Genomic DNA, 23,658 nt, shown 5'->3' with positions numbered 1-23,658 from the left:
TGACGAAACCGCAACACGACCTATGTACCACGATCGCATGCGGCCGATAGAAGTCAAAACGTGAGCGGCGATCCCGACATGGATGCGGCTTCACGACTACGCGCGCGGCTCAGGACCCTTGATGAACAACGCGCTGAAGTGATCGCGGCGCTTGAAGCCCTGGAAGCCCGACGGATGAACGAAGCGCGGAAGGCGGACCGCGTTCCGTTGTTCCCCGAGGCGCCAGTGACGGCGACTTCGTCGACGGGCGACAAGATCGCGCTGTTCCGCAGACTGTTCGCCGGGCGCGAGGATGTGTTCCCGCTCCGCTGGGATAATCGCAAAACCGGGCGCGGCGGCTATGCCCCTGCCTGCGGCAATGAATGGAAGCGCGGTCTTTGTGGCAAGCCGCAGATCAAATGCAGCGAATGCGCGCATCAAGCCTTTCTGCCCGTGACCGACGACGTCATCGATCGGCATTTGCGCGGCGGCGCGTCCTCCCGATCCGACGCGGCTGACTATGTTGCGGGCGTCTATCCGCTGCTGGCCGATGAGAGCTGCCGGTTCCTCGCGGCCGACTTCGACAAGGCGAGTTGGGCCGAAGATGCCCTCGCCATGATGGAAACCTGCCGCCTGCGCGGCGTGCCGGCGGCTCTGGAACGGTCCCGATCGGGCAATGGCGGCCATGTCTGGATCTTCTTTGCCGACGCGGTAGCGGCGCGAACCGCCCGCGCGCTGGGCGCGTCGCTTCTGACAGAAACGATGGAGCGGCGTCCCGAGATCGGGTTCGGCTCCTATGACCGCTTCTTTCCAAGCCAGGACACCATGCCGCTCGGCGGGTTCGGCAATCTGATCGCGCTGCCCTTGCAGGGCCGCGCCCGCCGGCGAGGAAACAGCCTGTTCGTGGATGCGCGGCTCCGTCCCTATGATGACCAATGGGCGTTCCTCTCGTCGCTTCCCTTGATGGATGCTCATGATGCCTCGCGCATGGTGGCCGACGCGGAAAAACGCGGGCGGGTGCTGGGCGTGCGCATGCCCGTCGAAGACGAGCATGCGGCCGAGCCGTGGAAGATGACGCCGTCGCGGCGGCCTTCGCCGGCGCCGGCAACCGAGCCGGTGCCGGAGAGGCTCGACATCGTGCTGGGCGATCAGGTCTACATCGACCGAACGGGCTTACCCGCTTGGCTGGCCGCGCAGATCATCCGGCTCGCGGCGTTCCAAAATCCCGAATTCTACAAGGCGCAGGCAATGCGCCTGCCAACGTTTGGCAAACCGCGCATCGTCTCCTGTGCCGAGCTTCACCAGAAGCATATCGGGTTGCCGCGGGGATGCCTGGACGAGCTTGTCGCGCTGTTGTCGGTGCATGGGAGCGCGGTCGCGATCGACGACCAGCGGATGGCCGGGACGGCGCTCCCCGATGGCGTGTCCTTCCAGGGCGATCTTGAAGAGCCTCAGATCCGTGCGGCAAAAGCCCTTGGGGCCCATGACGACGGCGTTCTGGCGGCGACCACGGCGTTCGGCAAGACGGTGGTTGCCGCACACCTGATCGCAAAGCGCCGCGTCAATGCGTTGGTACTCGTCCATCGCAAGGAACTGGTCAAGCAATGGGTCGAGCGGCTGCGGACGTTCCTCGACATCGACCCGAAGCTGATCGGGACGATCGGGGGCGGGAAGCGCAAGCCCACCGGTGTAATTGACGTGGCCCTGATCCAGAGCCTCGTAAGACGTGGCGAGGTCGCGGACCTGGTTGGTGACTATGGCCACCTCATCGTCGACGAGTGCCACCATCTGTCCGCAGCGAGCTTCGAACTTGTGGCGAGACGGGCCAAGGCGCGGTTCATTCTCGGGCTGTCAGCCACGGTGGCGCGCAAGGATGGGCATCAGCCAATCATCTTCATGCAATGCGGCCCGATCCGTCATCGGGTCGATGCGCGAACGCAGGCAGCCCGCCGGGGCATTGCCCATCGCGTGCGGCCACGGCGCACAACGTTCCAGTTGCCACAGCCGCTTGCCATCATGGAGAGGCCGCCGATGCCCGCAGTCTATGCGGCAATCGCCGACGATGAAGCCCGCAACGATATGATCTTCGACGATGTGCTCCGCGCGCTGGACGCGAAGCGGTCACCGGTGATCCTGACCGAACGCAGGGATCATCTCGAATATCTACAGGGCCGGCTGTCCCGGTTCGTACGAAATCTGGCGGTGCTGCGCGGCGGCATGAGTGCCGCGGAGCGCAAGGCGTCGGAGGATGCGTTGCAGGTGCCCCATGGCGAGGAACGCCTCATCCTCGCGACGGGCAGATATATCGGCGAGGGGTTCGACGATGATCGCCTCGATACTCTGTTCCTGACCATGCCGATTTCCTGGAAAGGAACGCTCGCCCAATATGTTGGGCGGCTGCATCGCCGCCATGCCGGCAAAACCGACGTGCTGGTCTATGATTATGTCGATGACGCGGTGCCCCTCCTCTCGCGCATGGCCGGGAAGCGACAGATCGGATATCGCGCGCTCGGCTACAGCATCGAATAATCAGGCGCGGAATCGCTTATCGATTCTGGAACGCTGTCGAGGAATCGAGAACCGATTCTGCATATGAAGTTTATGGTTCTCGGTATCGACGCCATGCCCCGTCAAACCGCCACGCTCATATGAGCTAATCGATTCTCCACAGAACTGCGCGTGGTGGATTTCCTTCACCTGCGGCAAGACGTGCCGGAGCGTCACACCGTGGAAATTGACGGTGTCGCCGGCAGACGACGTGCGGTTGCGATAGACGCCGAGGCGATACCCTTCGCGCTCGACGATCTTGTGCGCGCCTGCGAGGAAATCGACCCGCTTCAGTTCCTCGCCGTTGAACGTGACGGGCAGCGGAAAATGCCGGGCCGCGCTTTCGAGACAGCGCTCGAGCTTGCCGTCGCGCTGTGGTGGGACATGGAACGCGATGCTGGTCCCGCGAGGTCCGTCCCAGGGCAGCACCGCGATATCGGCTTCGCCGGTCCAGGCATCCCCGGCGATGGCGAGGGCGAAGGACGCGTGCGCGCTGACCGAACGCACGAGCGTGTCGAGCCCGGCAAGGCTGAAGAAGCCCATGCCAGCGGGATCCTCGCGCCCGCGGCAAGCCTCGGACCAGTCCGACTGGCCGAGCGAGACGAGATCGGCCGGATCGGCGATACCCGCGCCATCGTCGGTAACCGTGACGATGCAGGCTTCGTCGAGGTGCTCGGCGGTCACGGCAACCGTGGTCGCGCCGGCACGGCGCGCGTTCTGGAACAGCTCGTTGAAGATGTCGCCGAGCGTTCCGTTGAAGATACGGGAAACTTTGGTGATCGCCTCGGGCGAAACCCGGGCACGCAATGTCGCAGGAAGGGGCATGGACGGATGTCCTTCGGTGATCACGCGCCCGCGGACGTGCGCATGGTGCGTCGGTGAAAGCGACGGAAAGTCGCAGCGGCTTGCAAAGCCGTTGCAGAGGCGGTCACTCGGCCGGGCAGACCCGATCGAACGCGGGATCGATGGCAAGGCCCAAGGCTCGGGCCAGCGAGATGGCGATGCGCACGTCATCCTCGTCAAAGCCGAGCGGTGCCACGAGGTCGGTCAGCGTCGCGGCGCCGGCATCGGCAATCTTGTGGAGGTGGCCCGCTTCGGCCGTGAGCGCCACCGGCCAGGCCCAGGCAAGGCCGACCACGCCTTCACCGAGGACGATCAACGTGTGGCCTTTGGCGATGGCTTCATCGACCTGGCAGGCGTCGTAGGCATTGCCCGTCGTATTGAGGACATGCGCGCGGTGCGTGCAGAAAGCGAACCGTTCGGAATCGGTCAGCATGTGTGCTTCCCTTCAAGGAAACGCCCCGGCCACCATGTGGTGGCCGGGGCGCAGGGTGGTTCGGGGATGAGCCGTATCAGGCGTTGCCGACAGGCGGGAACGCATCGGCCCGCCGCCGGGCGCGCGGCCGCGACCAGACGACGTTGTAGCTGCCATCGTCCTGCTTGAACGCGCTGATCGGCAGCGGCCGCGTCAGCGAAGGATCATCGATGCGTCCCTGCAGATAGCATTCGCCGGTCTCGAGCGCGGCCTTCTCCCACAAGGCGCCGACCTGCACGAAAGCGCCGCCGGTGTTGCGGGTGAGGATTTCGAAGCGGGGGGCCTTATCGTTGCGGGATTCGACCTCGCGCAGCGCGAAAGTCATGGCGACCATGACGGTCGCAAGCGAGCCGCTCAGATGACCCTGCGCGTTGCTTTGGATGGTGCCGATGTTCATTGCCTGGTGCTCCTTGGCAAAGACCCCGTCTTGCTGCTCGGGGGTCGTGGGGTGATGGCCTGGGGCATCCCTGCCCCGGCCAACCGCTCCTCTCCCGCTTCCCTCCGGCCGCTGGGGTACCGGGCGGGCCCTCAATGCACGGTGGCGCCGGACTGTTCGTGGATGCAGGCGATGCGCAAGTCCGCCCGCGCCGCGTGGTCGGGATATCCGGCGCGCAGGTTGGCATGCACGCGCGCGAACAGGTCGAGGGCAAAGGTGCCGTCGGCGGCCGGGCGGCTCGTGATGAGGGCGCGCTCGATCGCTTCGCGCGAGGGCGAGTGCGGACAGATCGCCGTCCACGTGCCATCGGGCGCATAGGCGTAGGGCGCCGGCATCATCGCATCGATCCAGTGCGCCAGGCCATGTTCGACCATCGCCTCATAGGCATCGTCGTGGAGTGCGGCGTCCGAAGGGCACCGCAGCCGGACAGTATAATAGGTCCCGAAATCGTGGGGGTTGCCGACGACTTCGAGGGCATAGTCCTCGGGCGGAACGCCCAGCACCGCGACAAGCGCGGCGCGATAGGCAAGGGCCTCCTGACGGCTGCGCGCCGGCGCATCGGGATCGCGGCCCACTTGCGCGCAAGGTTCATCGAACGGCGTTCCCGAAAGATCGATGGTGCGGGTCATGTTGGGATCTCCTCGCGCGCGCAAAGCGCAGGCGCGTTCAGTATTCGCACGGTTGCAGGATGGTCAGGACCCGGATCGTGACCGAGGCATCCCAAGGGGCGTCCGATCCGAACGAGAAGCTGCCGTCGTCGACGTAAGCGTCGATCTTCCAATACAGGCGTTCGCCGAGGAAGGTGACGACCCCGAAATCGCGTTCGCCGTAGGGATCGTCACCCGGATCGATCGACGCGTCGGCGATCTGCCGCATGAGCCTATCCTGGTTGATCATGACCCGCGCCGTGCGCGCGGGCTCCTCGGTCTGGCCTTCGGTGAGCAGTTCGACGACGCCGCGCGTGAACAGGATGCGCGAGCGCTGCCCTTTGCCCTGACGGGTTTCGTCGTTGAGGCGCGCGATCTGCTCAGTACGTTCGCGCTGGACCTGCTCGGGGTCCGCTGGAGGAAGAGGATTGCTGGACATGTGTGATCTCCCGATGGGTTCACACACCCTTGCCCCCTCCCCTTCCGGAAACTGGGCAGTGGTCGGCACGTCAATGCCGCTTGCGATAGACACCTTCGCCATTCGACATGTGACCAAGGCACACGTATTCACCGAACAGATCGTCAAAGCGTCCGGCAACGCTGTTAAGCCAGTGCTGCGCCAGCGCGTGCAGAGGACGGCGCAACTCGGCCTCGTGATACGAAGTGTCGTCGCGCTCGACGATCCATACCGCGGCAAGGCCGCCGTAGATCGACAGCCCAAAGTCGGCGTAGCCGTTGCGCAGGAGGATGCGGTCCTCGCGCCCACGCCAGCCATCGTGCGGTTCCAGCGAGGGAAATGCCCGGCGGGCTTGCGCGATCAGATCGTCGCGCAGCCATTCGAGGGCGATTTCCCAGTCGTCTTCATCGTCAATTGCGAGCCCCTGAAAGGCGACCAGCGCACCAGACGGATAGCTGACGGAGCGTCCCATGATTCCCTCCGTCAGGCCGCGAGCGCGATGTCGGATGCCGCGTCGGGATTGCCGCCGTCGGCATCGTCCGATCCCTCCCCGGTCGCACGGCCACCGAGCCGCAGCAGCAGGCTTGCCGCTTCCTCGGCCTTGGCGGCAGCGGTGAGGATTGCGCGGTCATCCCGCTTGAGAACCTCAAGCCAATGATCTATATAGCTCGCGTGATGATCGAGATGGGCAACCGGTAATCCCAATTCAGCGCCAAGCATTGCACTTGATAGCTTGGCAACCAATTCTTCCATCGCGTAAGCATCACTCCCGAACCGCCCCTTCAGATCACGATCCAGGCGGGACTTATGCCCTGACCAATGCGAGCATTCGTGGCCGAGCGTGGCGTAATACTGATCGAACCCTGAGAAGAGCGTCGGCGAAGGCATCGTGATCCGATCAGCCACGGGCTCATAGTAGGCCTCATCGCCCTGGTGTCGCAGATGGATCGGGAGCGCTGCGAAGAAGGCATCGAGCTCGGCCTCCCGGCCCTCCGGTTCAACCGGGCCGGTAACAGGCGTCGGATGGAACCGTTCGGGGAGGCCATCGACCTGGTCTGCGCTGAATACGGCATAGGCCTTGAGCACGCGGCGCGCTTCGCTGGTGCGTTCGCCCGTGTCCGGCGCTTCGACCTCCTTGGCGTAGCTCTTGTAGAAGATGGCGATCGTGGATTTCTCGCCCTTGCGCACCTGCCCTCCGAGCAGCGTAGCCTGGCGATACGTCATCCAGTAGGGGGACGTAAAACCGCAGAAATCGGCGATCATCCAGAGCCAGAATACATTCAGCCCGCGATAGGGGATGCCGCAGGCGCGCAAAGGGCGCGTGGTGGCCGTGCCGCGCCAGGGACGAATCCAGGGCCTGGTGCCGGCTTCGAGCCGGGCAATGATCTCGCGCGTGATGCGCGCCGCCGGGCTCTCTTGAGTCGGGCGCGAAGCAAATTTCGACATGGGGGGTATCCTGACAAGCCGACAGGCACAAACGCCGTCTGGCTCGCCGAAGGCAAAGCCCCCTTTCCTCTCAATTCATGCCACTGGGCTTACGACAGACCCGTGCGATCGAATAGAGCGAGCAACGTGGGTGGAAGCGCAGCTCTGGCGGGCAAAATGGAGATGGCGAGCGGCGGGATCAGGCATTGCGTGATGGTACACGCCGTTCACTGTCGAACTCCTTGACCGCCCAGAAGCCGGCACAGGTTAACCCGCTCGTCGGATCAAAGTGCGCCCAAGATTCAGCACGTGGCCGCTTGGGCCAGCTATCAGAATGTCGATAGCACTTTGCACTGACCGGACATTTCTCCCGGCAAAACACAACATCGCGCATCCGCCGTCTCTAAGTCCACCGAAACAGCCAAATCAGGCAGTGTTGCCTGAATTGGTTCAATCACCTTGGCGACCGTACCACATTGCCGCCGCCAGAAGGTATGGCGTTTCAATCAAGGCCAATATTGCATCTGGTTCGCATGGGTAGCGCTCGGCAGCATATAGAGCTCACCCTGCACCGCATCGAGAAATCGCCGCACAGTCATCAGGCCATCCTGCGTACCGCTTATTATCAGATTGAGTGGTGGATGCCCTCCGAAAGCAGGCGCATCATTTTGCCGGCGAAGCCATGCCACGCCATCATGCTCATCGTCAAAAAGCACGGCCAAGGCTTGATGGATGCCCAGAACCGCCGAAATTCGCATGAGGACATCGACGTCCAGCGTGAAGGCGCCATGCTCACGCGCGCACTTGCACCAGCCATGATAGGTGGATTGTGATGGATAGCCGAGGACCAGTCGGCGCTGCATGTCGTGCAAACCCCAAAGATCAGCAATTGCCAGGAAGGTACGCATTCCCGGCGCACTCAATCGACGGCGATTGGATGGCGCGAAGCGAAAGGGATTAGGCTGTGCCATCGACCAACTCTGCGATTTTCAGCCAGCGTCCTTGAGAAGGCCTTGCGTGGCCTCCGCAGCCCTGGCGAGCGCGGGTACCTTTTTGCCCGAAACAGCAATTGCCTTCTTGAAGACCTCGAAGGTCTCCGCTGGCAGATTGGAGACGTCGATAGGGCCTGTGCTGCCGGTGCCGTCCGCATTTCGAATTTCTTCTTCCATCTTGCCTTCTCGACCAGTCTGACGCGGCGCTGAACTCCGGCCCGGTTCAGGCCAGAACAAATCCTGAAGGGTCATCCTCCCAAGGATTAAATACCGCCGCACCGCTGTGCTGAACATCCTTCACATTGCAGGTCACCAGAAACATGCGGTTCTCGATCGCGGTCGCGGCAAGCAGTGTATCGATGACGCCAGGCGCCACTCCGGTGTCTCGCTTCACGGTTCCCGATATCGCCCCCCATCGGCGCACGACCACGTCGTCGACGGAAAGAACCCGATGTTTGAAACGAGCCTCCAGAGCGTCGCGCGCAGCCAGATATCGCGATCGCTCAGTGTGGTCGATCGGCAGGTTGTGTAAAAGCCACCCACGGTTGCGTGCGATAAGTTCATTTGCAGTCAGCGGAACATAGTCTGCATCAGGTGCAGCGAAGGCCGCGGTCTGCTCCGCTCGCAAGCGCACAAAGGCCTCGCAATTGTCAATTGGGCCATTGACTCTCGGATTGGGAGCCGTGCTTCGCGACATGGATCATCTCCGAACGGAACGCCCTCAGTGTACGGGATAGTCTCAACGGTACCAACGCCCATGCGGTACCAAGGCTTGCATTGGAATCGCCCCTGCCGCAAACGCAGCGCTTCGGGCGGACGTGACGGAACCGGTAGACGTCGGGGACTTAAAATCCTCTGGGCTTTGCCCGTGCGGGTTCGAGTCCCGCCGTCCGCACCAAGGTGGGGCCTGTAGCTCAACGGTTAGAGCTGGCCGCTCATAACGGCTAGGTTGCGGGTTCGAGTCCTGCCGGGCCCACCACTTTGGTTTCCGGAAGATCCCGCCGGGCTGCTCAGTGCGAAAGTTCGTATTCTCCGACCAGGCGGTCCGCTGGAATATGCCAGCTATGATGCAGCTTCCTGATCATCCCCAAGGTCAATGGCCGACGACGCTTCAGAATCTCGCTAGCCCGGCTTTTGCCAATGACCTTGGTCAGATCGCTCAAGGAGCGACCGTTCAGTTCCATATCCGCCTTGATGGTGTCGACAGGATCTAGATCCTCCACCGGCCAGCGCTTGGCTTCGTAGGCATCGACCAGAGTCGCAAGTATATCGAGGCGGTTGAACTCCTCGGTCCCCTCCCTGGCATCCCACAGACGCTCGATTTCCTGTACGGCCTTGCGGTGATCCGCATCCGACCTGATGGGAAAGATATCCATGTCGTACCTCCTCAAAACACGCTGATCGTAAGCGCGTCGATGGCATCGTACTGCTTGTGCGTGCCTATGAACTTCACAAAGGCGATCTGCGCCTCGAATTTGAACGCCACGATCAACCGATAATTGCCCCCGGCGACCTCGAAACGTACGCGTTCAGCATTCAGCACCTTTGCCTTTGAGAACGATGCCTGCACTTCGCCGGTATTCTGCCAGCTAGCGTTGGAAACGACCGTTATCCAATGGGCCAGAGATGCCCTGGTTTCAGGGTGCGCTTCCCAGAACGCCACCAGATTCGAACGGGCGATAAGTCTCATCCACAGCACCTAGCAATTCCCAAAATGGGAATCAACTGGAAATTCCCAAAATGGGAATTGGTGTGACAGTAGCGGCCTCTTCCCGGACAGGAAGAAGCCGCTTCGCCCATGCCCTGCTGACCTGTCAGGAGAGTTCAGGCCGCTCGGGCTTCCGGAACGGGATCGAGGCCGACAGCGGAAGCTGCGTCGATGGCTTCGTCGCCATTGTCATCGACCGCATCCGTGGGGGTATCCGCGGAATCTGCGGTGTCCTGCTCACCAAAGCGCATCACCTCAGGCACCCAGGCGAGCGCCCGGTCGCGGACATCGACTTCGGTAATGGTGGCCCCTGCAAAGACCCTTTCGGCGCTCATGGCGAGGTCACGCTTCTTGACCGACGCGAACCGGCTCGACAGTTCAGGCCCGCCAACGTCGCCCAGGGCATCGAGGATCACCTGCTTCGACACCCTGTCGAAGTAGTTCGCGGCCGTCGGTCGCCACCAACGCGCCATGTCGATGCCGACAATACCGCCAAGGTGGTCGATGAAGCCAATGCGCCGGTCACCGTCGAGGTTGAGGCTGGCTTCGAGCGTACGGCCGACCAGGAAGCCCAGCCAGCTTGCGCGGGCTTCGTCGTCGAGATTGCGGAAGAGGTCGAACCGAGCAGCGGGATCGTCACCGACGCGCCAGCTTTCATCGAGACTGGCCCGAAACTCGGCCAAGCCTGCACTAGCCGGAGCATCAGCGGGTTCAAAACCGAGGATCGGCCCGTTCGGCACGCCACCGCGCAAGGTCGAGGCGGCCTTGTTCTTCCAATCGGTCGTGTCTGCATCGGCAAGCATGAAGACAAGCACGTCGAGGGCGAGCGAGGGATCGGACGCCACATGGAGCGACAGCACATCGCGCCGCTGCATGGCGAGCTCATCGACAAGCCGCTTCGAAAGCACCGATCGGCGCGGACCGGCTGCACCCTTTTCCGTGACGGCCTCGACGCCATCGTCGTCGTCACCGTCGGGCCGAGGGGCGCCTTCTCCGTAGAATACCGGCTGCAGCACGGGCGTGCCGTCGCGACCGAGCGTCAGGATCATGCCCGCCTGTGGCCGCAGCTCAGGCGCAATGACCTGTGGGCGATCGCGAATGGTGCGGCTTTCATGGTCGATCCGCTCGATTTCGGTTTCGGCAGCAGCGATCGCGTCGTCGTCGCTGTCTTCGTCTTCCAGGATCGCCGCCTGCTCGTCGTAAGCGGCATCAAGGACTTCAAGTCGCGCGACATCATCGTCGGACAGGGGGGCCGGTTCGCTGACGAGCCGCGTCAGGCCCGTGGTCAGTTCATGGCTGGCGTAGTTGTCGAGTGTCGGGCGCACCCAGGCAAGACCGTGCTGTTCGGCCAGGGCGCGGGCCTCGGCTTCCATGCGCGCGGTCGCGAGCTGCTCAAGAAGGGCGACATCGAGCCAGGCTTCGCTGTCTTCATCATCAAAGAGTTCGCGCTCGATGCGGCCGCCAGCGGCTGCATAGGCTTCGCGGCCCACAAGCCGCGCGCGCGGATCGTTGCCGCGCACGGTCTCGGACAGAACCATGCGCCGGATACTGGCGGCATTGAGCGCATAGTAGGACGTGGACATCTGGCCGAACACGCGCGCCTGGATCTCCCGATCCGAGGTCGCCCCGAACGCCTTGGCAAGATCGAGCGTGATTTCGCCAGCAGCCAGAGCCTCGAACACGACCGGTGCCAGGTTTGCGAGCCGCAGTCGACCTTCGACGAAGCGCACTGTGAGCCCGAAGCGCCGGGCGACGTCCTCGGCGCGCGCGCCTTCAGCGACCAGCGTCGCGAAAGCCTGCGCCTCGTCCGCCGGGTTCATGTTCAACCGCTGGAAGTTCTCGGTGAGGCTCGATTCCACCGCGTTCGCATCATCGGCATCGAGCACCAGACAGGCAACCGGATGATCGCGCGGCAGAATCTTGTCATCGGCCAGCGCCGTCAGCGCCTGGCGACGGCGTTCGCCGGCTTCGACGGTGTAGCGCCCCTTTGGGGCAGCGCGCACGACAAGGTTCTGCAAAAGGCCCACGGCCGCGATGCTGGCCTTGAGTTCGGCATCGGCTGCAGCGTCCGAATGCTTGCGCACATTGCGCGGCGACGGCGCGAGCTTGTTGAGGGGAATTCCTGAAATCATGAACTGGCTCCTGACTTGCGAGCCTCCGTGCACCGACCATCGGCCCGCCAGGCTCAAAGCCCCGCTCCCCCCTTCCCTCCCGGCTTCGAAGGTCCTGCGGCCCGCAGTCGCCCATGCATCGCCATGCAAATAGGCGTGGCTGGACGATGCGCCGCTTGCGGGGTAGTCATTCCCGCGAATTCTGGAGGGCCAATCACGATGAACACTGCCGACCTCGCCGAAGCCGTTGCCAACGGCCACGGTCTGACCAAGACCGATGCACGCAAGATCGTCGACGCCGTCTTCGAGGCGATCGCGGATGCCGCCGCCAAGGGCGACGAAATTTCGCTGAATGCTTTTGGCAAGTTCAAGATCAAGGACACGCCGGCGCGTGAGGGTCGTAACCCGTCGACCGGCGCGACGATCCAGATCGCTGCTGCGCGCAAGCTGACCTTCGCGCCCGCCAAGGCGGTGAAGGACAAGATCAACGCCTGATTGATCGGGCGTCCGGTCCGGCCGGACGCCCTGCCTTCTTCGGGTAGATGGACGAGAGATGGATTTCGACGACCAGATGCAGCGCTATTTCGGGGCGACCGACCTTGGCGCGGTCAGTCCGGCGGCGCTCGAAGCCGGCAAGGAGCGACTGGCCGTCGATTTCGGACTCGAACAGGATCGTGGCCGCAGGTTTGCGATGTGGGCGCTGATGCACATTCTCGGCAACGCCCCGGATCTCGACGTCGCCTTCAAGGAGGCAAACGACCGGAACGCAGCGCGCGATTTCATGGATATGCTGGGTCGCGTGACCGACAACTGAGCCCGTCAGGCCCGAAAACGCCGAACGGCGCGCTTCCATTCCCGCTCGTCGGGCCATGGCAGGATCACATCGACAGCCGATGGCTTGGCCGTCTCGATCCTGACGGACATGATCTTTCTACGGGTCCGGATCCCGCAGACCCTGCACCAGAAGTGTAATCGGGCCTCGGCGAAACGGTCGTCCCAGTGTCGCTGCTGGAACAGCCACCACAGGCCATGCGGATTGAAGGTCGAAGCATGGCCGCACCGGCAGACGGGTTTGATCGCCTGGTGGAAGCAGGCGGCCTCAAAAATGCACGTGGCCTGGTGCGTTCCATCGGCCGTCCAGCGCACTGGTCACAGCGCGAAAGCAAGCTGGTCATCGCCGCCAGTGTCACGGCGTTTGTCGCTCAGAATGACCGACGCGAGTTCTTGCGCCGCATCTTCGCGCATCCGTTCATCAGGGGCGGTTATGCCGACACGCGCCCAACCGGGCGCGGCAAGTATGGCCTGGGCTATGGTGTCATGGTCGATTCGCATGACGTATACTGGAACATATGAGGAACATTGACGCAAGACAGAGCATCAGGCGCGTCCTCTCTGATTGACTTCCCGGCCGAGCCAAGATGAACTCCGCGCGTGTGTAACCTTTACAAGATGCGGGCCAACGTCGCCGAAGTCGGGCAGCTTTTTAGTGCCCGCGCGGATGTCGGCGCCAACTTTGGCGAAGAAGTCTATCCCGGCTATCCCGGCCTCGTCGTGGCGGAAGGAACAGCCCGGACGATGACCTGGGGCTTTCCGCTGACGCTCAAAGGCAAGCAGGGACAGCCGCTCAAGCCCAAGGCCGTCAACAAGGCCCGAGAGGACAAGCTGGCGATGCCATTTTGGCGTGACAGCTTCGTCAAGCGGCGGTGCCTGATCCCCGTCACGGCCTGGGCGGAAGCCGAAGGCCAGAAAGGACGGATGACCCGCACGTGGTATTCGTTGGCGGGTGCCGAACTTTTCGCGGTCGCCGGCATCTGGCGACCGACCCACGAGTGGGGCGATGCCTACAGCATGGTCATGGTCGATGGCTGCGCGCAGATGGCCGATGTCCATGACCGGATGCCGGTCGTGCTCGCACCGGACGACTGGTCGCGCTGGCTTGCAGCCGAGCCGGACGAAGCCTTCGCGCTCTGCCGCCCGTGCCTCTATCCGCTCTCGGTAGAGCGGACTGCCGAACCCTGGGTCAGGTCGCGCGGCACCTGAACGCAACGAGCATCAGTTCCAGCGCCGGGCAAGGCCCCGACTAACCAGCCAGTCTCCGGCATCAACGCCATTGACCCGGATCAGCGCGAGCGTGCGACCGTAGCGATCAACGCCCTGGCGCGCGACAACCACCCGCCCTCTGGCAAGAAAGGCACGAAGTGCGTCACGGGACGCATAGCCCTTCTCGAAATCGCACCAGGCATAGCGAGCGCGATAGTCCTGGCACTTCGGCGAATCCGGGAGTTCTGGGGCGTCGATGTCGGCGATGCGGATGCGTTCGGATCCGCACCGGATCGTGTCGCCATCGTGTACCGACACCGATGGGCACAACGTGCTGGCAGCCCCAAGCACAAGGAAGGAAAACAAGGACATAGGCCGCTTCTATCGTTCCCTCTGCCGCAAGGCCAGCCGGCAACTCAGGACTGGTTGGCACCCGATACGCCGGTGTCGTCGCCATCGACGACCAGTGGCGGGATGGTGACGTCGGCGGCATCGAAATAGGCCAGGATGGCCTCGATCGAGCCGAGCTTCTCGACCATGCGCCGCGTGATGACGATTTCATCGACCTCGTCAGCCGCGTAATATTCCGGTTCAGTGCCACGTTCGAACACGACGCGCTCGCCGCCGCATTCGCCAGAACATGCGCCAGACCAGCGGGCAAACGGCACCTGCCGGGAAATGCACCATCGCTCCAGGGCTTCGAAACGTCCCCACGCGACCTCGTGCGCATGGAGCGTCAAAGACTGTCCGGGGATGCGGTGGGTCGGATCGAAGGCTTCACCATCCCATTCAGATGACAGGTCTTCATCCGCGATCAGCTTGAGCAAATGGGCAAAGTCTTGGGACGACAGCGTGCCGCCGAGCGTGATCGATGCAGATACACGGTCAACCATGAGGGTCTCCTAATGTCAGGGAGTGAGGGGTATGGGCGCGGCCGCGCAGCGCCGGCGCGAAGGTGCACTTGCGCAAACTGCAACGGCACTTGCGTCCTTCGCATTTGCAGCATCGACGCGTGAGGTTCAGTGAGGGAGTGCCTTTCAGGCATCCTCTCCCAAACTTTCAAGGCCGGTCTTCTGATCGGCCTTTTCTTTTGCCTATGGGGCGCCGCCGGTCACAGATCCCGCCAGCGATGCCAGGTCGGGCTAGGCAGCCTGCGCCAGATCGTCGATCCGGGCATGGCACGCAACCCGCACCGCCTCCTGCAAATCGGCGACGCGCGCGGCGATCCAGTCGAGTTCCTCGTCGGTGACCCGGTACGCGGACGAATAGCGCGCCTTCACATAGGCGTCGCGCAACAGCGAATAACACCGCCTCTCGAAGCGGGTCTTCCGTGGCCAGACCGATTTGAGGGCAGGTTCGAGTTCTTCGGCCATATCGCGTAAGCGATTGAGGTTATGAGATTTGGGGCTCCACAATGTGCGCACGAGAAACAGGCAGTGGTAGAACCGCTCTGTCGCTTGATGCAGCAGAAAAGCTGCCAGCTTCACCTTACCACGCGCGATTGCGTCTCTTGCGCCTTCTTCAAAATCAGATGCGCTTTGGAACCAGTCTTCGAAATACTCTCGTGTTTCCCGCAGAGCGTCTTCGCGTGACAGTGGTAGAGGCTCAACGAACGGAAACCCCGGCTCCTCGAACAGGACAATGCCATCCTTCAGGATGTCCATGAAGAAGTAGCGCCCGAACCCAAGCTTCTCGTTTACGTCCTCGAGGCTGTGGTAGATTAGGCTGACAGGCGTACGCAGCACGGTCCCGGCCGAGAGATCGGCCAGCAGCCGGGTCTCGGTCTTTTCCCAGAATTCGGCGACATCGGTGAGTTCGTCCCGATCGACCACAACCAGCAAATCGTAGTCGGAAAAGTAGCGCCCGACCGGATCTTCGATCCAATCCCCGCGCGCATAGCTGCCGAAGAGAATGATCTTGAGTAGCTTGCCATCGCGCAGGCGTGCCTGCGTTCGGCGTGACAGCGCCGCCTCGAACCCGCGACGAACGACATCGACGACATGCGCCAGTTCCCTGGCCTTGCCTTCAGGCAGATGGTCGATGGCGGATTTCATGGAAGCCAGACTCGCCGGTTTGACCGGTCATGCCAAGCAAAAATGCACGGCAGGTGTCGCCGCCCTTCGGAACGCCCGTCTTCCGGGGGCATGGCACGCACCACGGTCCCACCAATCTTAATAGGAAGAAAACTTACGCCAAATCAGCGACATCTTGCATTGCAACATAACACCAAGATGGTAGAAATAATCCAGCAACTTTTGGACGGTCCGAGGGGCTGAGAAACTGCGGCCCGTCCAATCTGGACAGCGAAAGGGCGATGGGCGGATCATGGCAATTGGAGATGCCCCCTTCCATCGCGGCACGGCCAGGTCGCCATGCAGGCATCAGCAAAAACACTGCTCGGTCTTGTTGAAGGTGTAGGAAGTCGGGACGAATTGAGCCTTGCGATGAGCGAGGTCACCAAGGCGCTGGGTTTCCAGTATTTTGCCCTCACGCACCACGTCGACCTGCTCAAGGTCGGTGGTGGCGCAATCCGGCTCCACAACTATCCCGGGCAATGGGCCGACCATTACGACAGACAGGCGCTGTCGCTGAGCGACCCGGTCCACCGGGCAAGCCATGTCACGGCCATCGGCTTCCAGTGGGCGCAAATCCCGTTCCTCATTCCCTTGAGCCGGGGCGACCGGGTCATCCTCGCCCAGGGCCAGAACCAAGGCATCGGTGATGGCTATACCGTCCCGGTCAATGTGCCGGGCGAAGCTTGTGGCTCCTGCTCGTTCGCCAATGATCTGGGGCGGCCACTGCCATTGGACGATCTCCCCTTTGCCCAACTGGTCGGCGCGGTGGCTTTCGAGAAGGCCCGCAGGCTTTGGCTGCCGCGAGGGGTGATCGATCAGATACGCCGTCCAGTCCTCACCGACAGGCAACGTGACTGCCTGCTCTGGGCCGCGCGTGGCAAGACCGACTGGGAGATTTCCAGAATTCTCGGCATTTCCGAGGAAACCGTCGCCCGGCACATCCGCATGGCCTGCGACAAATACGGTGTGAACAAGCGGTTGTCCGTGATCGTCTATGCCATGACAGACGGAACGATCACGCTGAGCGATATCGGCTTCTCGTTCCATACCCCTTTTCCGGAATAGGCCGACTGCCCCCGATGAGGTGATCCTTGGCCCGACCACTTGAGGTCAAGGAGCACTTCTCACATGCTGAACATCATTTCGCCGGGCATCGAGCCGGACGCTGCGATCATGCGCGCCATGTTCGCCGCTCGCAAATCGGTCTTCGTCGACCTCTTGGGATGGGACGTGCCCGTCCTCGCCGGCCAGTACGAAGTCGACCAGTTCGACAATGTCCATGCCCGCTACCTCGTACTGACCGATGATGAGGGTGCTCATCTCGCCTCGACCCGGCTCCTGCCGACGACGCGCGAGTGCATCCTCTCGGGCCTGTTCCCGATGTTGTGCGACGGTCCGCCGCCAGCCGCTGCCGATATCTTCGAAATCACGCGGTTCTGCCTCGATCGCCGGCTGAGGGCGACCGAGCGCCGGCTCGTGCGCGACGCCCTGGTTGTGGCTCTGGCCGACTATGCGCTGGCCAACGCGATTGCCGGCTATTGCGCCGTCGCCGAAAACAGCTGGCTGCGCCAGATCCAGACCTTTGGCTGGCAATGCGAGCGATTGGGGGCAGTTGTGGATGTGCACGGCGAGCACCTCGCCGCGGTGCGCATCGTGATTGAACCGAACACCCCTGCCCTTCTCGCCGCCGCAGGCATTCGCGCCACCGGGCTGCCGAGCGTGTCCGGCAAGCTTGCCGCCTGAACGAGGGAGGCCATCATGAACGCATTTCATCCCGATCTCGCGGCCGCCATGGTCGATCGTCATGTAAACCAGCTGCTCACCATCGGCTTCACGATCGTGCGGGGTGCCTTGCCGCCGCAGACGATCGCGGACCTCGACGACGATCTTGCGGGGCCTTTCGAACACACCCCGTTCGGCACCGGCAACTTCTACGGGACGACGACCAAGCGATTTGGCCGGCTGTTGATCCGCTCGGACCATGCCCGCGCGCTCGTGTGCAATCGGCTGATCCGCGCAATCGTCGAGCGGGTGCTGTCGCCATGGTGCGATAGGATCCAGCTCAACACCACGCAGGCGATCGCGGTGCATCCGGGCGCGCCCGCGCAGTTTCCGCATCGCGATCAGGACATGTGGCGCGGTCCCGTTGGCGAGATGGAATACCTCGTCAACGTGATGTGGCCGCTGACCGAGTTCACCCGCGAGAACGGCGCGACGCTGCTCTGGCCGGAAAGCCATGGCGTGCAGGAACGCAATGCTGCTCCCGAAAGCGATGCGGTCATTGGCGAAATGGCGCCGGGTGCGGCGCTGCTCTTCCTCGGCTCCACCCTGCACGGCGCGGGCGCCAACATGACCGACATGGTCCGGCGCGGGATCGTCGTCGGATACAGCCTGGGCTGGCTCAAGGCGTACGAGAACCAGTGGCTTGCATACCCGCCCGAAGTTGCGCGCAGGTTCGATCCCGACCTCGCCGCGCTGATCGGCTATTGCCAGCATCGCCCCAACCTCGGGAATTTCGAGGGGCAATGTCCCTCGGTCCTGCTCGGCAACTATAATGGCGAGCCCCTCGGAGCGATTGATGCGCTGAGACCAGACCAGATGGCTGCAGCCACCGCTTTCACGTCGGAGAGGCAAGACGCTGCATGAATGCCGGAGCCACCGCCGGGCGCGTTTACGACAGCCTGCGCCACCTGATCGTCAATCATGGTTTTCGGCCTGGGGATCGCCTCGATGCGACTTATCTCGCCGAGAAGCTCGCTTCGAGCGTGACCCCTGTGCGCGATGCGCTCAACATGCTGACGGGCGAAGGACTGGTCGAGACCCGCAAGGCCGGTGGCTTCTTCCTGCCGTCGCTGGACGAACCGGCGCTCCAGGACATGTACATGTGGGAAGCCCAGATCCTGCGCCTCGCGCTCAAGACGGGGCACCTGGAGCCGGTCGAGGTTCCTGCAATGCGTCCGAAGGCCTCATATGCCGATCGGCTTGATGCGGTGATGCTCGGCATCGCTGCTACTTCGCACAATGTCGAGCACGCGCGGGCCCTCCGGCGTCTTGGCGCACGCCTGCACGCGGTACGAACGCTGGAGATGGACGTGATCGACGGCGCGTGGGGCGACCTCGCCCATCTCGAGTACGCTCGTGAAATTGCCGATGCCGCCGCCTTGCGCAAACTGCTCCAGCATTACCACCATCGCTGCATTCTCGCCTCTGCAAGGCTTGTCCGGGCGGTTTACCGGGCGCGTTGACAGCTAGTCGGCCCAACTTTCGCGATATCATCGCCGTATAAAATTCGGATCGCCGATGGCGGCGCATAGCCTGAACTTGGTCGCAATCATGCGGCCGGATGAAGGAGTGACAGCCATGGAACGCAATCACGACGAACAGATCGAAGACCTCGGCACCGCCAGCGTCGAAACGCTCGGCCTGCCTGGCGTTCAGAACGAGTTCGGCATTCAGGGCCGCGTGGCCGGTATCGAGGCCGAGTGAGCCTTTCGCAGGCGCGCATCGCATGCGATGCGCGCCTGTTTTGCCAAATCTGCAACGAAGGACGCCGCCATGACATCGCCCGCATCCGGTCCGGTATGGCTTGCCCCCGGTGTGGGGTTCGCGCTCTTCGAAAATCAGGCGATCGTGCTCGACGTCCGCGCGGATCGCTATTTTCGGCTCGATCGGACCACGGGCATGCTTCTGGCTATGCTTGGTCGCGGAGAACTCGTGAGTTCCAACGCCTCTGCGATGCAGCGCTTGCACGACGAGGGCCTTATTACCAATCGCCGCTCGGACCCTGGTCCCTGGCTGCACCCGGCTGGCATCGCAGCACCAACCGCCAGTCCGCTCGATGGTCGTGAAGGCGCATTGGCGCTCTCGCGGCGCGATCTTGTCACAGTTGTGGACTGTATGCACGCGCGTCGCGACCTTGCCCGCCGCCCGCTGATTTCTGTCCTGACATCGCTTCCTGGGGAACAGGCTTGTGCACCAGCAACGGATCTGGAAGCTGAAGCCGCCCGGTTTGATCGGGCGCGCCGGTTTGCGCCGGCCAAGCCTCGCTGCCTTCCCGATGCCCTCGCCTTTGTGCGGCGGATGCGGCGCGCAGGAAATGCGGTGCACCTCGTTTTCGGCGTCAAGATTCATCCCTTCGAGGCGCATTGCTGGGCGCAGCATGAAAGCACCGTCCTGACCGATCCACTCGAGCGCGTCCTGCGCTTCAAGCCGGTGCTGGCGATATGAACCCGGAACGCTACATCGCGATCGTTCGCACCGGCGACAACGAACTGGCCTGGGATGCACTGGCTGCGCGAGTAAGCGACCGGACGCTGGTCCGATACGACATCTCCCCGGAGATACGTATCCTTGCCGCGCAAGGCTTGTCCGTCCTGCAAGGCCCGGAGTGCGTCGTGGTGGGCGGCATGTTCGGCGACACTGGCGCAGCGATGCGCGCTAGCGTCAGGCCCGACGAGATCATTGCGCGATGCTGGGGGAACTACCTCGCGATCGGAATGAACGCTGGCGGCAAACCGGACTGGATCCTGCGGGCACCGCTGGGTCATCTGCCGGCTTACAGGATGTGCGCGGGCGATTGCATGGCCTTCGCCTCGCATCCGGACCTCCTGCTGAGCGCGTTTGGGCAAAGCCCCGAGATCGACTGGGACTTTGCCATCGAGCATCTTGCATTCGCGCACCTCGTGATAGCCCGAACAGGTCTTCGAGGTATCGACGAATTGCTGCCCGGCGAATGCCTTTCACGACAATCCGACATGTCATGGCGGCGCGAGGCGGTATGGACGCCGTGGGCATGGACCCAAAGCGACCGGGTAATCGACGATCCTGCCAAAGCCGCCGAGGCGCTGCGCACCGCCGTCAACGGCGCGGTTGCAAACCTGCTTCCTGCCAAGGAACCCTGTCTGCTCGAACTGTCCGGCGGTCTCGATTCCTCGGTCCTTGCCGCAGCGCTCGCGATCGGCAGGATCGCCGCGCAGGCAGTCACGTTGCGAACGCCCGGCACCGAAAGCGACGAACGCGAATATGCCCGCGCGACAGCGCTGGCGACCGGGCTGCCACTCACCGAGATCGAAGTGTCATCAGATGTGCGACCAACCACGTTGGAGCGACTGCGCTCGGCACGGCCCGGCATGCCGGGGCTGCTGTCCGCGGCCGATCAGGTTCTTGCAGAACTGGGTCGCGAGCGGGGTGTCACCGCGTTCGTCAGCGGCGCAGGTGGAGACTGCGTGTTCTGCTCCCCCGTCTCTGCGGCGCCTGCCGCAGATGTGATGATCCGGCTTGGCCTGCGCCAATCCCGGCAGACAATCGAGGAGCTTGCCCGGATCCATTACGCGAGCTTCTGGGAGGTCGCCCGCATGGCATGGCGACAATCGCGGCGGCCACCGCTCCACGACCGCTGGCCGATCACGCCGGGATTTCTGGTGCCCGACCTCGTGCCTCGCGTGGTCCCCGATCACCCTTGGTTCAATCCACCGAGCGACATCCTGCCTGGCAAGCGCAGCCATGTGCGAACCATTCTTGGCGCGCTTGCACATGTTGCTGACTACCGTCGACACGACATCGCGCCGTCCCGATTTCCCTTGCTGAGCCAACCGGTCGTGGAGACGACGTTGCGCATCCCGTCGTGGCTCTGGACCAGCCGTGGCCAGGATCGCGCTATTGCGCGCAATGCCTATCATGGTTTCCTGCCTCAGCGGGTGCTCGATCGACGCGTCAAGGGCGGGCTCGATGCCTACTGCATTGCGATCGCGGAAGCGCATCGGGGCCAACTCCGCCCCTTCCTGCTGGAAGGACACCTCGCCCATCGTGGGATCATCGACCGGAAAGCCGTCGAGGCCTGCCTGTCACGATCTGCGCGGCGCGACGATCCTGCGATATATCGGCTATTTCCCCTCGTCGATCTGGAAGGATGGGCGCGAGGCTGGCTTGGCGTTCCGTAGTTTCAATCCTCCCGCCGAGTGGTAGCCGTCCCGTTCCGGAGATCGTCCGAGACCTAGGCGGAAGCGTCTTGTGTCGTGTCAGCAAGGTTGGACGAACCGGAAAGTCTCTTCCGGTGAGTGAATTGGCCCGAGCTGCCATTCGTTCACACGGCTGGAAATGGGCCCCCGCGTGCGCAGGTCGGGGACGATCCGGAAGGGCAGCCTCAAAGCCACGATCACGGATTAGCCGCCATTCGGAAGCAGACGCCAACGGTAGCTACCGACCAATTTACCCTGCTCGGGTATGCGGTAACGGCAAATAAGATGCGCGAAACCTTTGCGTGAATGCTATTCGGAATTGATGAAACACGCTTCCTCATTATCATTGAGGCCCCTGTTGCCATCAAGATGACGTCGCCCTCATGCATGAAGGCAATCCGTTCGGTCACAACGACCATCGTCCATTTTCGGGGCTTTCCGATGAGCTGGTCTATGCCTCTCGGCCGATGGTACTACAAAACACATCTCGCAGGTCGAAAGCGGCCTGCGCTGCGTTTGCCGCTGCCCGGCGTGTGATCAAGTGCTCGTCGCCAAGAAAGGCAATATCCAACTCCACCATTTTGCCCACCACTCCGCAGGTGTTGCTTGCGCCCACGTCGCAGAAACGAATGCACATATTTGGGCGAAGGATGTCTTAGCGCGCGTCAAGCGGCTACTGGTTCCAGAAACCCGTGCTGAGCACGATGGCCAGTCAAGGGGCGTCAAGAAAGCGCAGGTTTACGATTTCGTGGAGGCCCGGCTTGAGAAGCGGCTCGGCACAATGGTGCCGGACGTCATTCTCCTCATGGCGGACGGGACTCAGTTGATCGTTGAAGTGCGCGTCACTCACGCCTGCGATGAAGCAAAGCTTGCAAAGCTCGAGCAGGAGGGCCTCTCGGCGATCGAAATCGACTTGCGGCGTTATCGCACGTCTGCCGACCGACAGGAGATCGAGTGCGCTCTTCTGTCAGGTGCGCCGAGGGAATGGCTCAACAATGCCAAGCAGGAAAAGTTTGACGAGCAGTTTCGCAACTGGCTTGTGGCGAAAGCCGAACGGGAAGCGAGCGAGGCGCAGGAACGGGCGCGACGTGCAGCACGGGCGGAAGAGCAGCGTGCAATGCGACTTCAGCGAGACGTGGAGCAACGGGCACAAACCCTTATTTCCGCCGTCCGTACCTGCAAGCGATTTACACGCGAAATCCCGGACTTCGCCGAAAACTTGATGGAGGCCCGCCAAGACATCCCTTGGTCCGACACGCGCAGCGTCGGCTTCGCTGTCCGTGACTGTGTTTGGCAAGCAGAGCTCGTCCTGGAATATCTCACGGATCCACGGGCACACGATTACGGTTGGGGCGGCGAATTCAAGGTCGAGCAGGCGCTGCGCCACATCGAAGACCATATCATCGCAGGGTTTCGTTCGCCGATCTCGCAGCCAGTGCGAGCCAAGCTTGAGGCGGCGTGGCCGGATAGAAAGCTCCCGACCGAAGCAGTCGAAGTGTTCTTGGACCACCTCGTCAACGAAGGACTCCTGACTTCAATCTCGGCGGTCGAGTACCGGGTATCCGAGGAATATCTCGCCGCTCTGTCGCGACGGACCATGCGATTGCAGGCGATTGAGCGCCGCCGCAGCGAGCTTAGGACCCGGATCGATGCCATCATTACACGGCTGCCGGCGAGCGAACAGATGGGCTTCGAATTCGAGGTTTGGCAGGGAACGCGAGCTGATCACGGTGAAGCAGGGCCGTAGCCACGGATGGAATTCCAGGGTTCAAACATGCCAACACTACATAGCGGCACGGACGTGTCCGATGGCTGAGTTCGACATGCAGTGGGAACATCCCCAAGCCGTGTACTGCACTGAGCGACCGTGGGTGAGCGAGTTCCCGTGGTGATGGGGCTAAGGTCTCTAACTCAACACCGCCTCGACCGTGAACGGCCGTGCCGAGCTTAATGCAGATTTGTTCAACTG

30 protein-coding genes and 2 tRNA genes are annotated in these 23,658 nt (G+C 62.7%); 14 read left to right on the top strand and 18 right to left on the bottom strand.

The features are described 5' to 3' along the window. Positions 1-60 precede the first annotated feature (60 nt). Complete coding sequence (locus K3A84_RS20580; RefSeq protein WP_225010859.1) at positions 61-2,508, top strand: TOTE conflict system archaeo-eukaryotic primase domain-containing protein; 2,448 nt, start codon at positions 61-63, stop codon at positions 2,506-2,508. Here K3A84_RS20580 and K3A84_RS17920 read toward each other — a convergent pair whose 3' ends face one another. From K3A84_RS17920 to K3A84_RS17875, 10 genes are all read right to left on the bottom strand, one after another. Then, entirely contained in the window at positions 2,509-3,375 is an 867-nt protein-coding gene (locus K3A84_RS17920; RefSeq protein WP_225010858.1) for an ATP-binding protein, read from the bottom strand. Positions 3,376-3,454: 79 nt separating this feature from the next. Beyond that, positions 3,455-3,802 (bottom strand): hypothetical protein, encoded by a 348-nt coding sequence (locus K3A84_RS17915; RefSeq protein WP_225010857.1) that lies wholly within the window; start codon positions 3,800-3,802, stop codon positions 3,455-3,457. A gap of 76 nt (positions 3,803-3,878) precedes the next feature. Continuing rightward, on the bottom strand, positions 3,879-4,238 hold the full coding sequence (locus K3A84_RS17910; RefSeq protein WP_225010856.1) for a DUF736 domain-containing protein: 360 nt from the start codon (positions 4,236-4,238) through the stop codon (positions 3,879-3,881). Positions 4,239-4,369: 131 nt separating this feature from the next. Beyond that, entirely contained in the window at positions 4,370-4,906 is a 537-nt protein-coding gene (locus tag K3A84_RS17905) for a hypothetical protein (RefSeq protein WP_225010855.1), read from the bottom strand. A 37-nt stretch (positions 4,907-4,943) separates the two neighbouring features. Beyond that, entirely contained in the window at positions 4,944-5,363 is a 420-nt protein-coding gene (locus tag K3A84_RS17900; RefSeq protein WP_225010854.1) for a DUF3768 domain-containing protein, read from the bottom strand. A gap of 70 nt (positions 5,364-5,433) precedes the next feature. Then, on the bottom strand, positions 5,434-5,853 hold the full coding sequence (locus K3A84_RS17895) for a hypothetical protein (protein WP_225010853.1): 420 nt from the start codon (positions 5,851-5,853) through the stop codon (positions 5,434-5,436). A gap of 11 nt (positions 5,854-5,864) precedes the next feature. Further along, positions 5,865-6,827, bottom strand: coding sequence for an ArdC family protein (locus K3A84_RS17890; protein ID WP_225010852.1), 963 nt, complete (start codon positions 6,825-6,827; stop codon positions 5,865-5,867). A gap of 485 nt (positions 6,828-7,312) precedes the next feature. After that, entirely contained in the window at positions 7,313-7,714 is a 402-nt protein-coding gene (locus K3A84_RS17885; protein WP_225010851.1) for an MbcA/ParS/Xre antitoxin family protein, read from the bottom strand. Positions 7,715-7,795: 81 nt separating this feature from the next. Then, positions 7,796-7,975 (bottom strand): hypothetical protein, encoded by a 180-nt coding sequence (locus K3A84_RS17880; RefSeq protein WP_225010850.1) that lies wholly within the window; start codon positions 7,973-7,975, stop codon positions 7,796-7,798. Positions 7,976-8,021: 46 nt separating this feature from the next. After that, positions 8,022-8,495 carry a PIN domain-containing protein gene (locus K3A84_RS17875; RefSeq protein ID WP_225010849.1) on the bottom strand — a complete coding sequence of 158 codons (474 nt, stop codon included), beginning with the start codon at positions 8,493-8,495 and terminating at the stop codon, positions 8,022-8,024. A 115-nt stretch (positions 8,496-8,610) separates the two neighbouring features. On the opposite strand from K3A84_RS17875, the gene K3A84_RS17870 reads away from it, so the two are divergent. Then, a tRNA-Leu gene (locus K3A84_RS17870) sits at positions 8,611-8,696 on the top strand. A gap of 5 nt (positions 8,697-8,701) precedes the next feature. Beyond that, positions 8,702-8,777, top strand: a tRNA-Ile gene (locus K3A84_RS17865). Positions 8,778-8,808: 31 nt separating this feature from the next. Here the strand turns inward: K3A84_RS17865 and K3A84_RS17860 are convergent. From K3A84_RS17860 to K3A84_RS17850, 3 genes are all read right to left on the bottom strand, one after another. Next, on the bottom strand, positions 8,809-9,174 hold the full coding sequence (locus K3A84_RS17860) for a helix-turn-helix domain-containing protein (protein WP_225010848.1): 366 nt from the start codon (positions 9,172-9,174) through the stop codon (positions 8,809-8,811). A gap of 11 nt (positions 9,175-9,185) precedes the next feature. After that, entirely contained in the window at positions 9,186-9,488 is a 303-nt protein-coding gene (locus K3A84_RS17855) for a type II toxin-antitoxin system HigB family toxin (RefSeq protein WP_225010847.1), read from the bottom strand. Positions 9,489-9,622: 134 nt separating this feature from the next. Then, positions 9,623-11,638, bottom strand: coding sequence for a ParB/RepB/Spo0J family partition protein (locus K3A84_RS17850; RefSeq protein WP_225010846.1), 2,016 nt, complete (start codon positions 11,636-11,638; stop codon positions 9,623-9,625). A gap of 198 nt (positions 11,639-11,836) precedes the next feature. Here K3A84_RS17850 and K3A84_RS17845 point away from each other — a divergent pair, with 198 nt between their 5' ends. Both K3A84_RS17845 and K3A84_RS17840 read left to right on the top strand, forming a co-directional pair. After that, entirely contained in the window at positions 11,837-12,112 is a 276-nt protein-coding gene (locus K3A84_RS17845; RefSeq protein ID WP_169495323.1) for an HU family DNA-binding protein, read from the top strand. A gap of 58 nt (positions 12,113-12,170) precedes the next feature. Then, positions 12,171-12,431 carry a hypothetical protein gene (locus tag K3A84_RS17840; protein ID WP_225010845.1) on the top strand — a complete coding sequence of 87 codons (261 nt, stop codon included), beginning with the start codon at positions 12,171-12,173 and terminating at the stop codon, positions 12,429-12,431. A 5-nt stretch (positions 12,432-12,436) separates the two neighbouring features. On the opposite strand, the gene K3A84_RS20575 is transcribed toward K3A84_RS17840, so the two are convergent. Continuing rightward, positions 12,437-12,763 (bottom strand): hypothetical protein, encoded by a 327-nt coding sequence (locus K3A84_RS20575; RefSeq protein WP_318248332.1) that lies wholly within the window; start codon positions 12,761-12,763, stop codon positions 12,437-12,439. Between the two features lie 3 nt (positions 12,764-12,766). Beyond that, positions 12,767-12,949 carry a DUF6771 family protein gene (locus K3A84_RS20570; protein WP_318248331.1) on the bottom strand — a complete coding sequence of 61 codons (183 nt, stop codon included), beginning with the start codon at positions 12,947-12,949 and terminating at the stop codon, positions 12,767-12,769. Positions 12,950-13,048: 99 nt separating this feature from the next. On the opposite strand from K3A84_RS20570, the gene K3A84_RS17830 reads away from it, so the two are divergent. Beyond that, positions 13,049-13,657, top strand: coding sequence for an SOS response-associated peptidase (locus K3A84_RS17830; RefSeq protein WP_225010843.1), 609 nt, complete (start codon positions 13,049-13,051; stop codon positions 13,655-13,657). A 12-nt stretch (positions 13,658-13,669) separates the two neighbouring features. Here the strand turns inward: K3A84_RS17830 and K3A84_RS17825 are convergent, their stop codons facing one another. The 3 genes from K3A84_RS17825 to K3A84_RS17815 all read right to left on the bottom strand — a co-directional run bounded on the left by K3A84_RS17825 (position 13,670) and on the right by K3A84_RS17815 (position 15,711). After that, positions 13,670-14,029, bottom strand: coding sequence for a thermonuclease family protein (locus K3A84_RS17825; RefSeq protein WP_225010842.1), 360 nt, complete (start codon positions 14,027-14,029; stop codon positions 13,670-13,672). A 44-nt stretch (positions 14,030-14,073) separates the two neighbouring features. Then, the gene (locus K3A84_RS17820; RefSeq protein WP_225010841.1) at positions 14,074-14,550 is read right to left on the bottom strand and encodes a hypothetical protein; all 477 of its coding nucleotides are present in this window, start codon (positions 14,548-14,550) and stop codon (positions 14,074-14,076) included. Positions 14,551-14,799: 249 nt separating this feature from the next. Next, positions 14,800-15,711 (bottom strand): HEPN domain-containing protein, encoded by a 912-nt coding sequence (locus tag K3A84_RS17815; RefSeq protein ID WP_225010840.1) that lies wholly within the window; start codon positions 15,709-15,711, stop codon positions 14,800-14,802. A gap of 318 nt (positions 15,712-16,029) precedes the next feature. Here K3A84_RS17815 and K3A84_RS17810 point away from each other — a divergent pair, with 318 nt between their 5' ends. The 8 genes from K3A84_RS17810 (at position 16,030) to K3A84_RS17775 (ending at position 23,436) form a co-directional block, all read left to right on the top strand. Further along, positions 16,030-16,797: a helix-turn-helix transcriptional regulator gene (locus K3A84_RS17810; RefSeq protein ID WP_225010839.1), complete on the top strand. Its 768-nt coding sequence runs from the start codon at positions 16,030-16,032 to the stop codon at positions 16,795-16,797. 63 nt (positions 16,798-16,860) lie between these two features. Next, a complete protein-coding gene (locus tag K3A84_RS17805) occupies positions 16,861-17,475 on the top strand; it encodes an acyl-homoserine-lactone synthase (protein ID WP_225010838.1) in 615 nt (204 codons plus the stop codon). A gap of 15 nt (positions 17,476-17,490) precedes the next feature. Beyond that, a complete protein-coding gene (locus K3A84_RS17800; protein WP_225010837.1) occupies positions 17,491-18,378 on the top strand; it encodes a phytanoyl-CoA dioxygenase family protein in 888 nt (295 codons plus the stop codon). Continuing rightward, positions 18,375-18,977 (top strand): GntR family transcriptional regulator, encoded by a 603-nt coding sequence (locus K3A84_RS17795; RefSeq protein WP_225010836.1) that lies wholly within the window; start codon positions 18,375-18,377, stop codon positions 18,975-18,977. The genes K3A84_RS17800 and K3A84_RS17795 overlap by 4 nt, the downstream gene beginning before the upstream one ends. A 115-nt stretch (positions 18,978-19,092) precedes the next feature. Next, positions 19,093-19,218, top strand: coding sequence for a benenodin family lasso peptide (locus K3A84_RS17790; protein WP_225010835.1), 126 nt, complete (start codon positions 19,093-19,095; stop codon positions 19,216-19,218). A 69-nt stretch (positions 19,219-19,287) separates the two neighbouring features. After that, on the top strand, positions 19,288-19,959 hold the full coding sequence (locus tag K3A84_RS17785; protein WP_225010834.1) for a lasso peptide biosynthesis B2 protein: 672 nt from the start codon (positions 19,288-19,290) through the stop codon (positions 19,957-19,959). Then, positions 19,956-21,671: an asparagine synthase-related protein gene (locus K3A84_RS17780; protein ID WP_225010833.1), complete on the top strand. Its 1,716-nt coding sequence runs from the start codon at positions 19,956-19,958 to the stop codon at positions 21,669-21,671. The genes K3A84_RS17785 and K3A84_RS17780 overlap by 4 nt, the downstream gene beginning before the upstream one ends. A gap of 559 nt (positions 21,672-22,230) precedes the next feature. After that, positions 22,231-23,436: a hypothetical protein gene (locus K3A84_RS17775; protein ID WP_225010832.1), complete on the top strand. Its 1,206-nt coding sequence runs from the start codon at positions 22,231-22,233 to the stop codon at positions 23,434-23,436. Positions 23,437-23,658: the final 222 nt, after the last annotated feature.

This window comes from Novosphingobium percolationis (assembly GCF_020179425.1).
GTDB classification, from domain to species: Bacteria; Pseudomonadota; Alphaproteobacteria; order Sphingomonadales; family Sphingomonadaceae; genus Novosphingobium; species Novosphingobium percolationis.
Note: the sequence above shows the minus strand (reverse complement) of the source record. Positions and strands in the feature narration are given on the sequence as shown.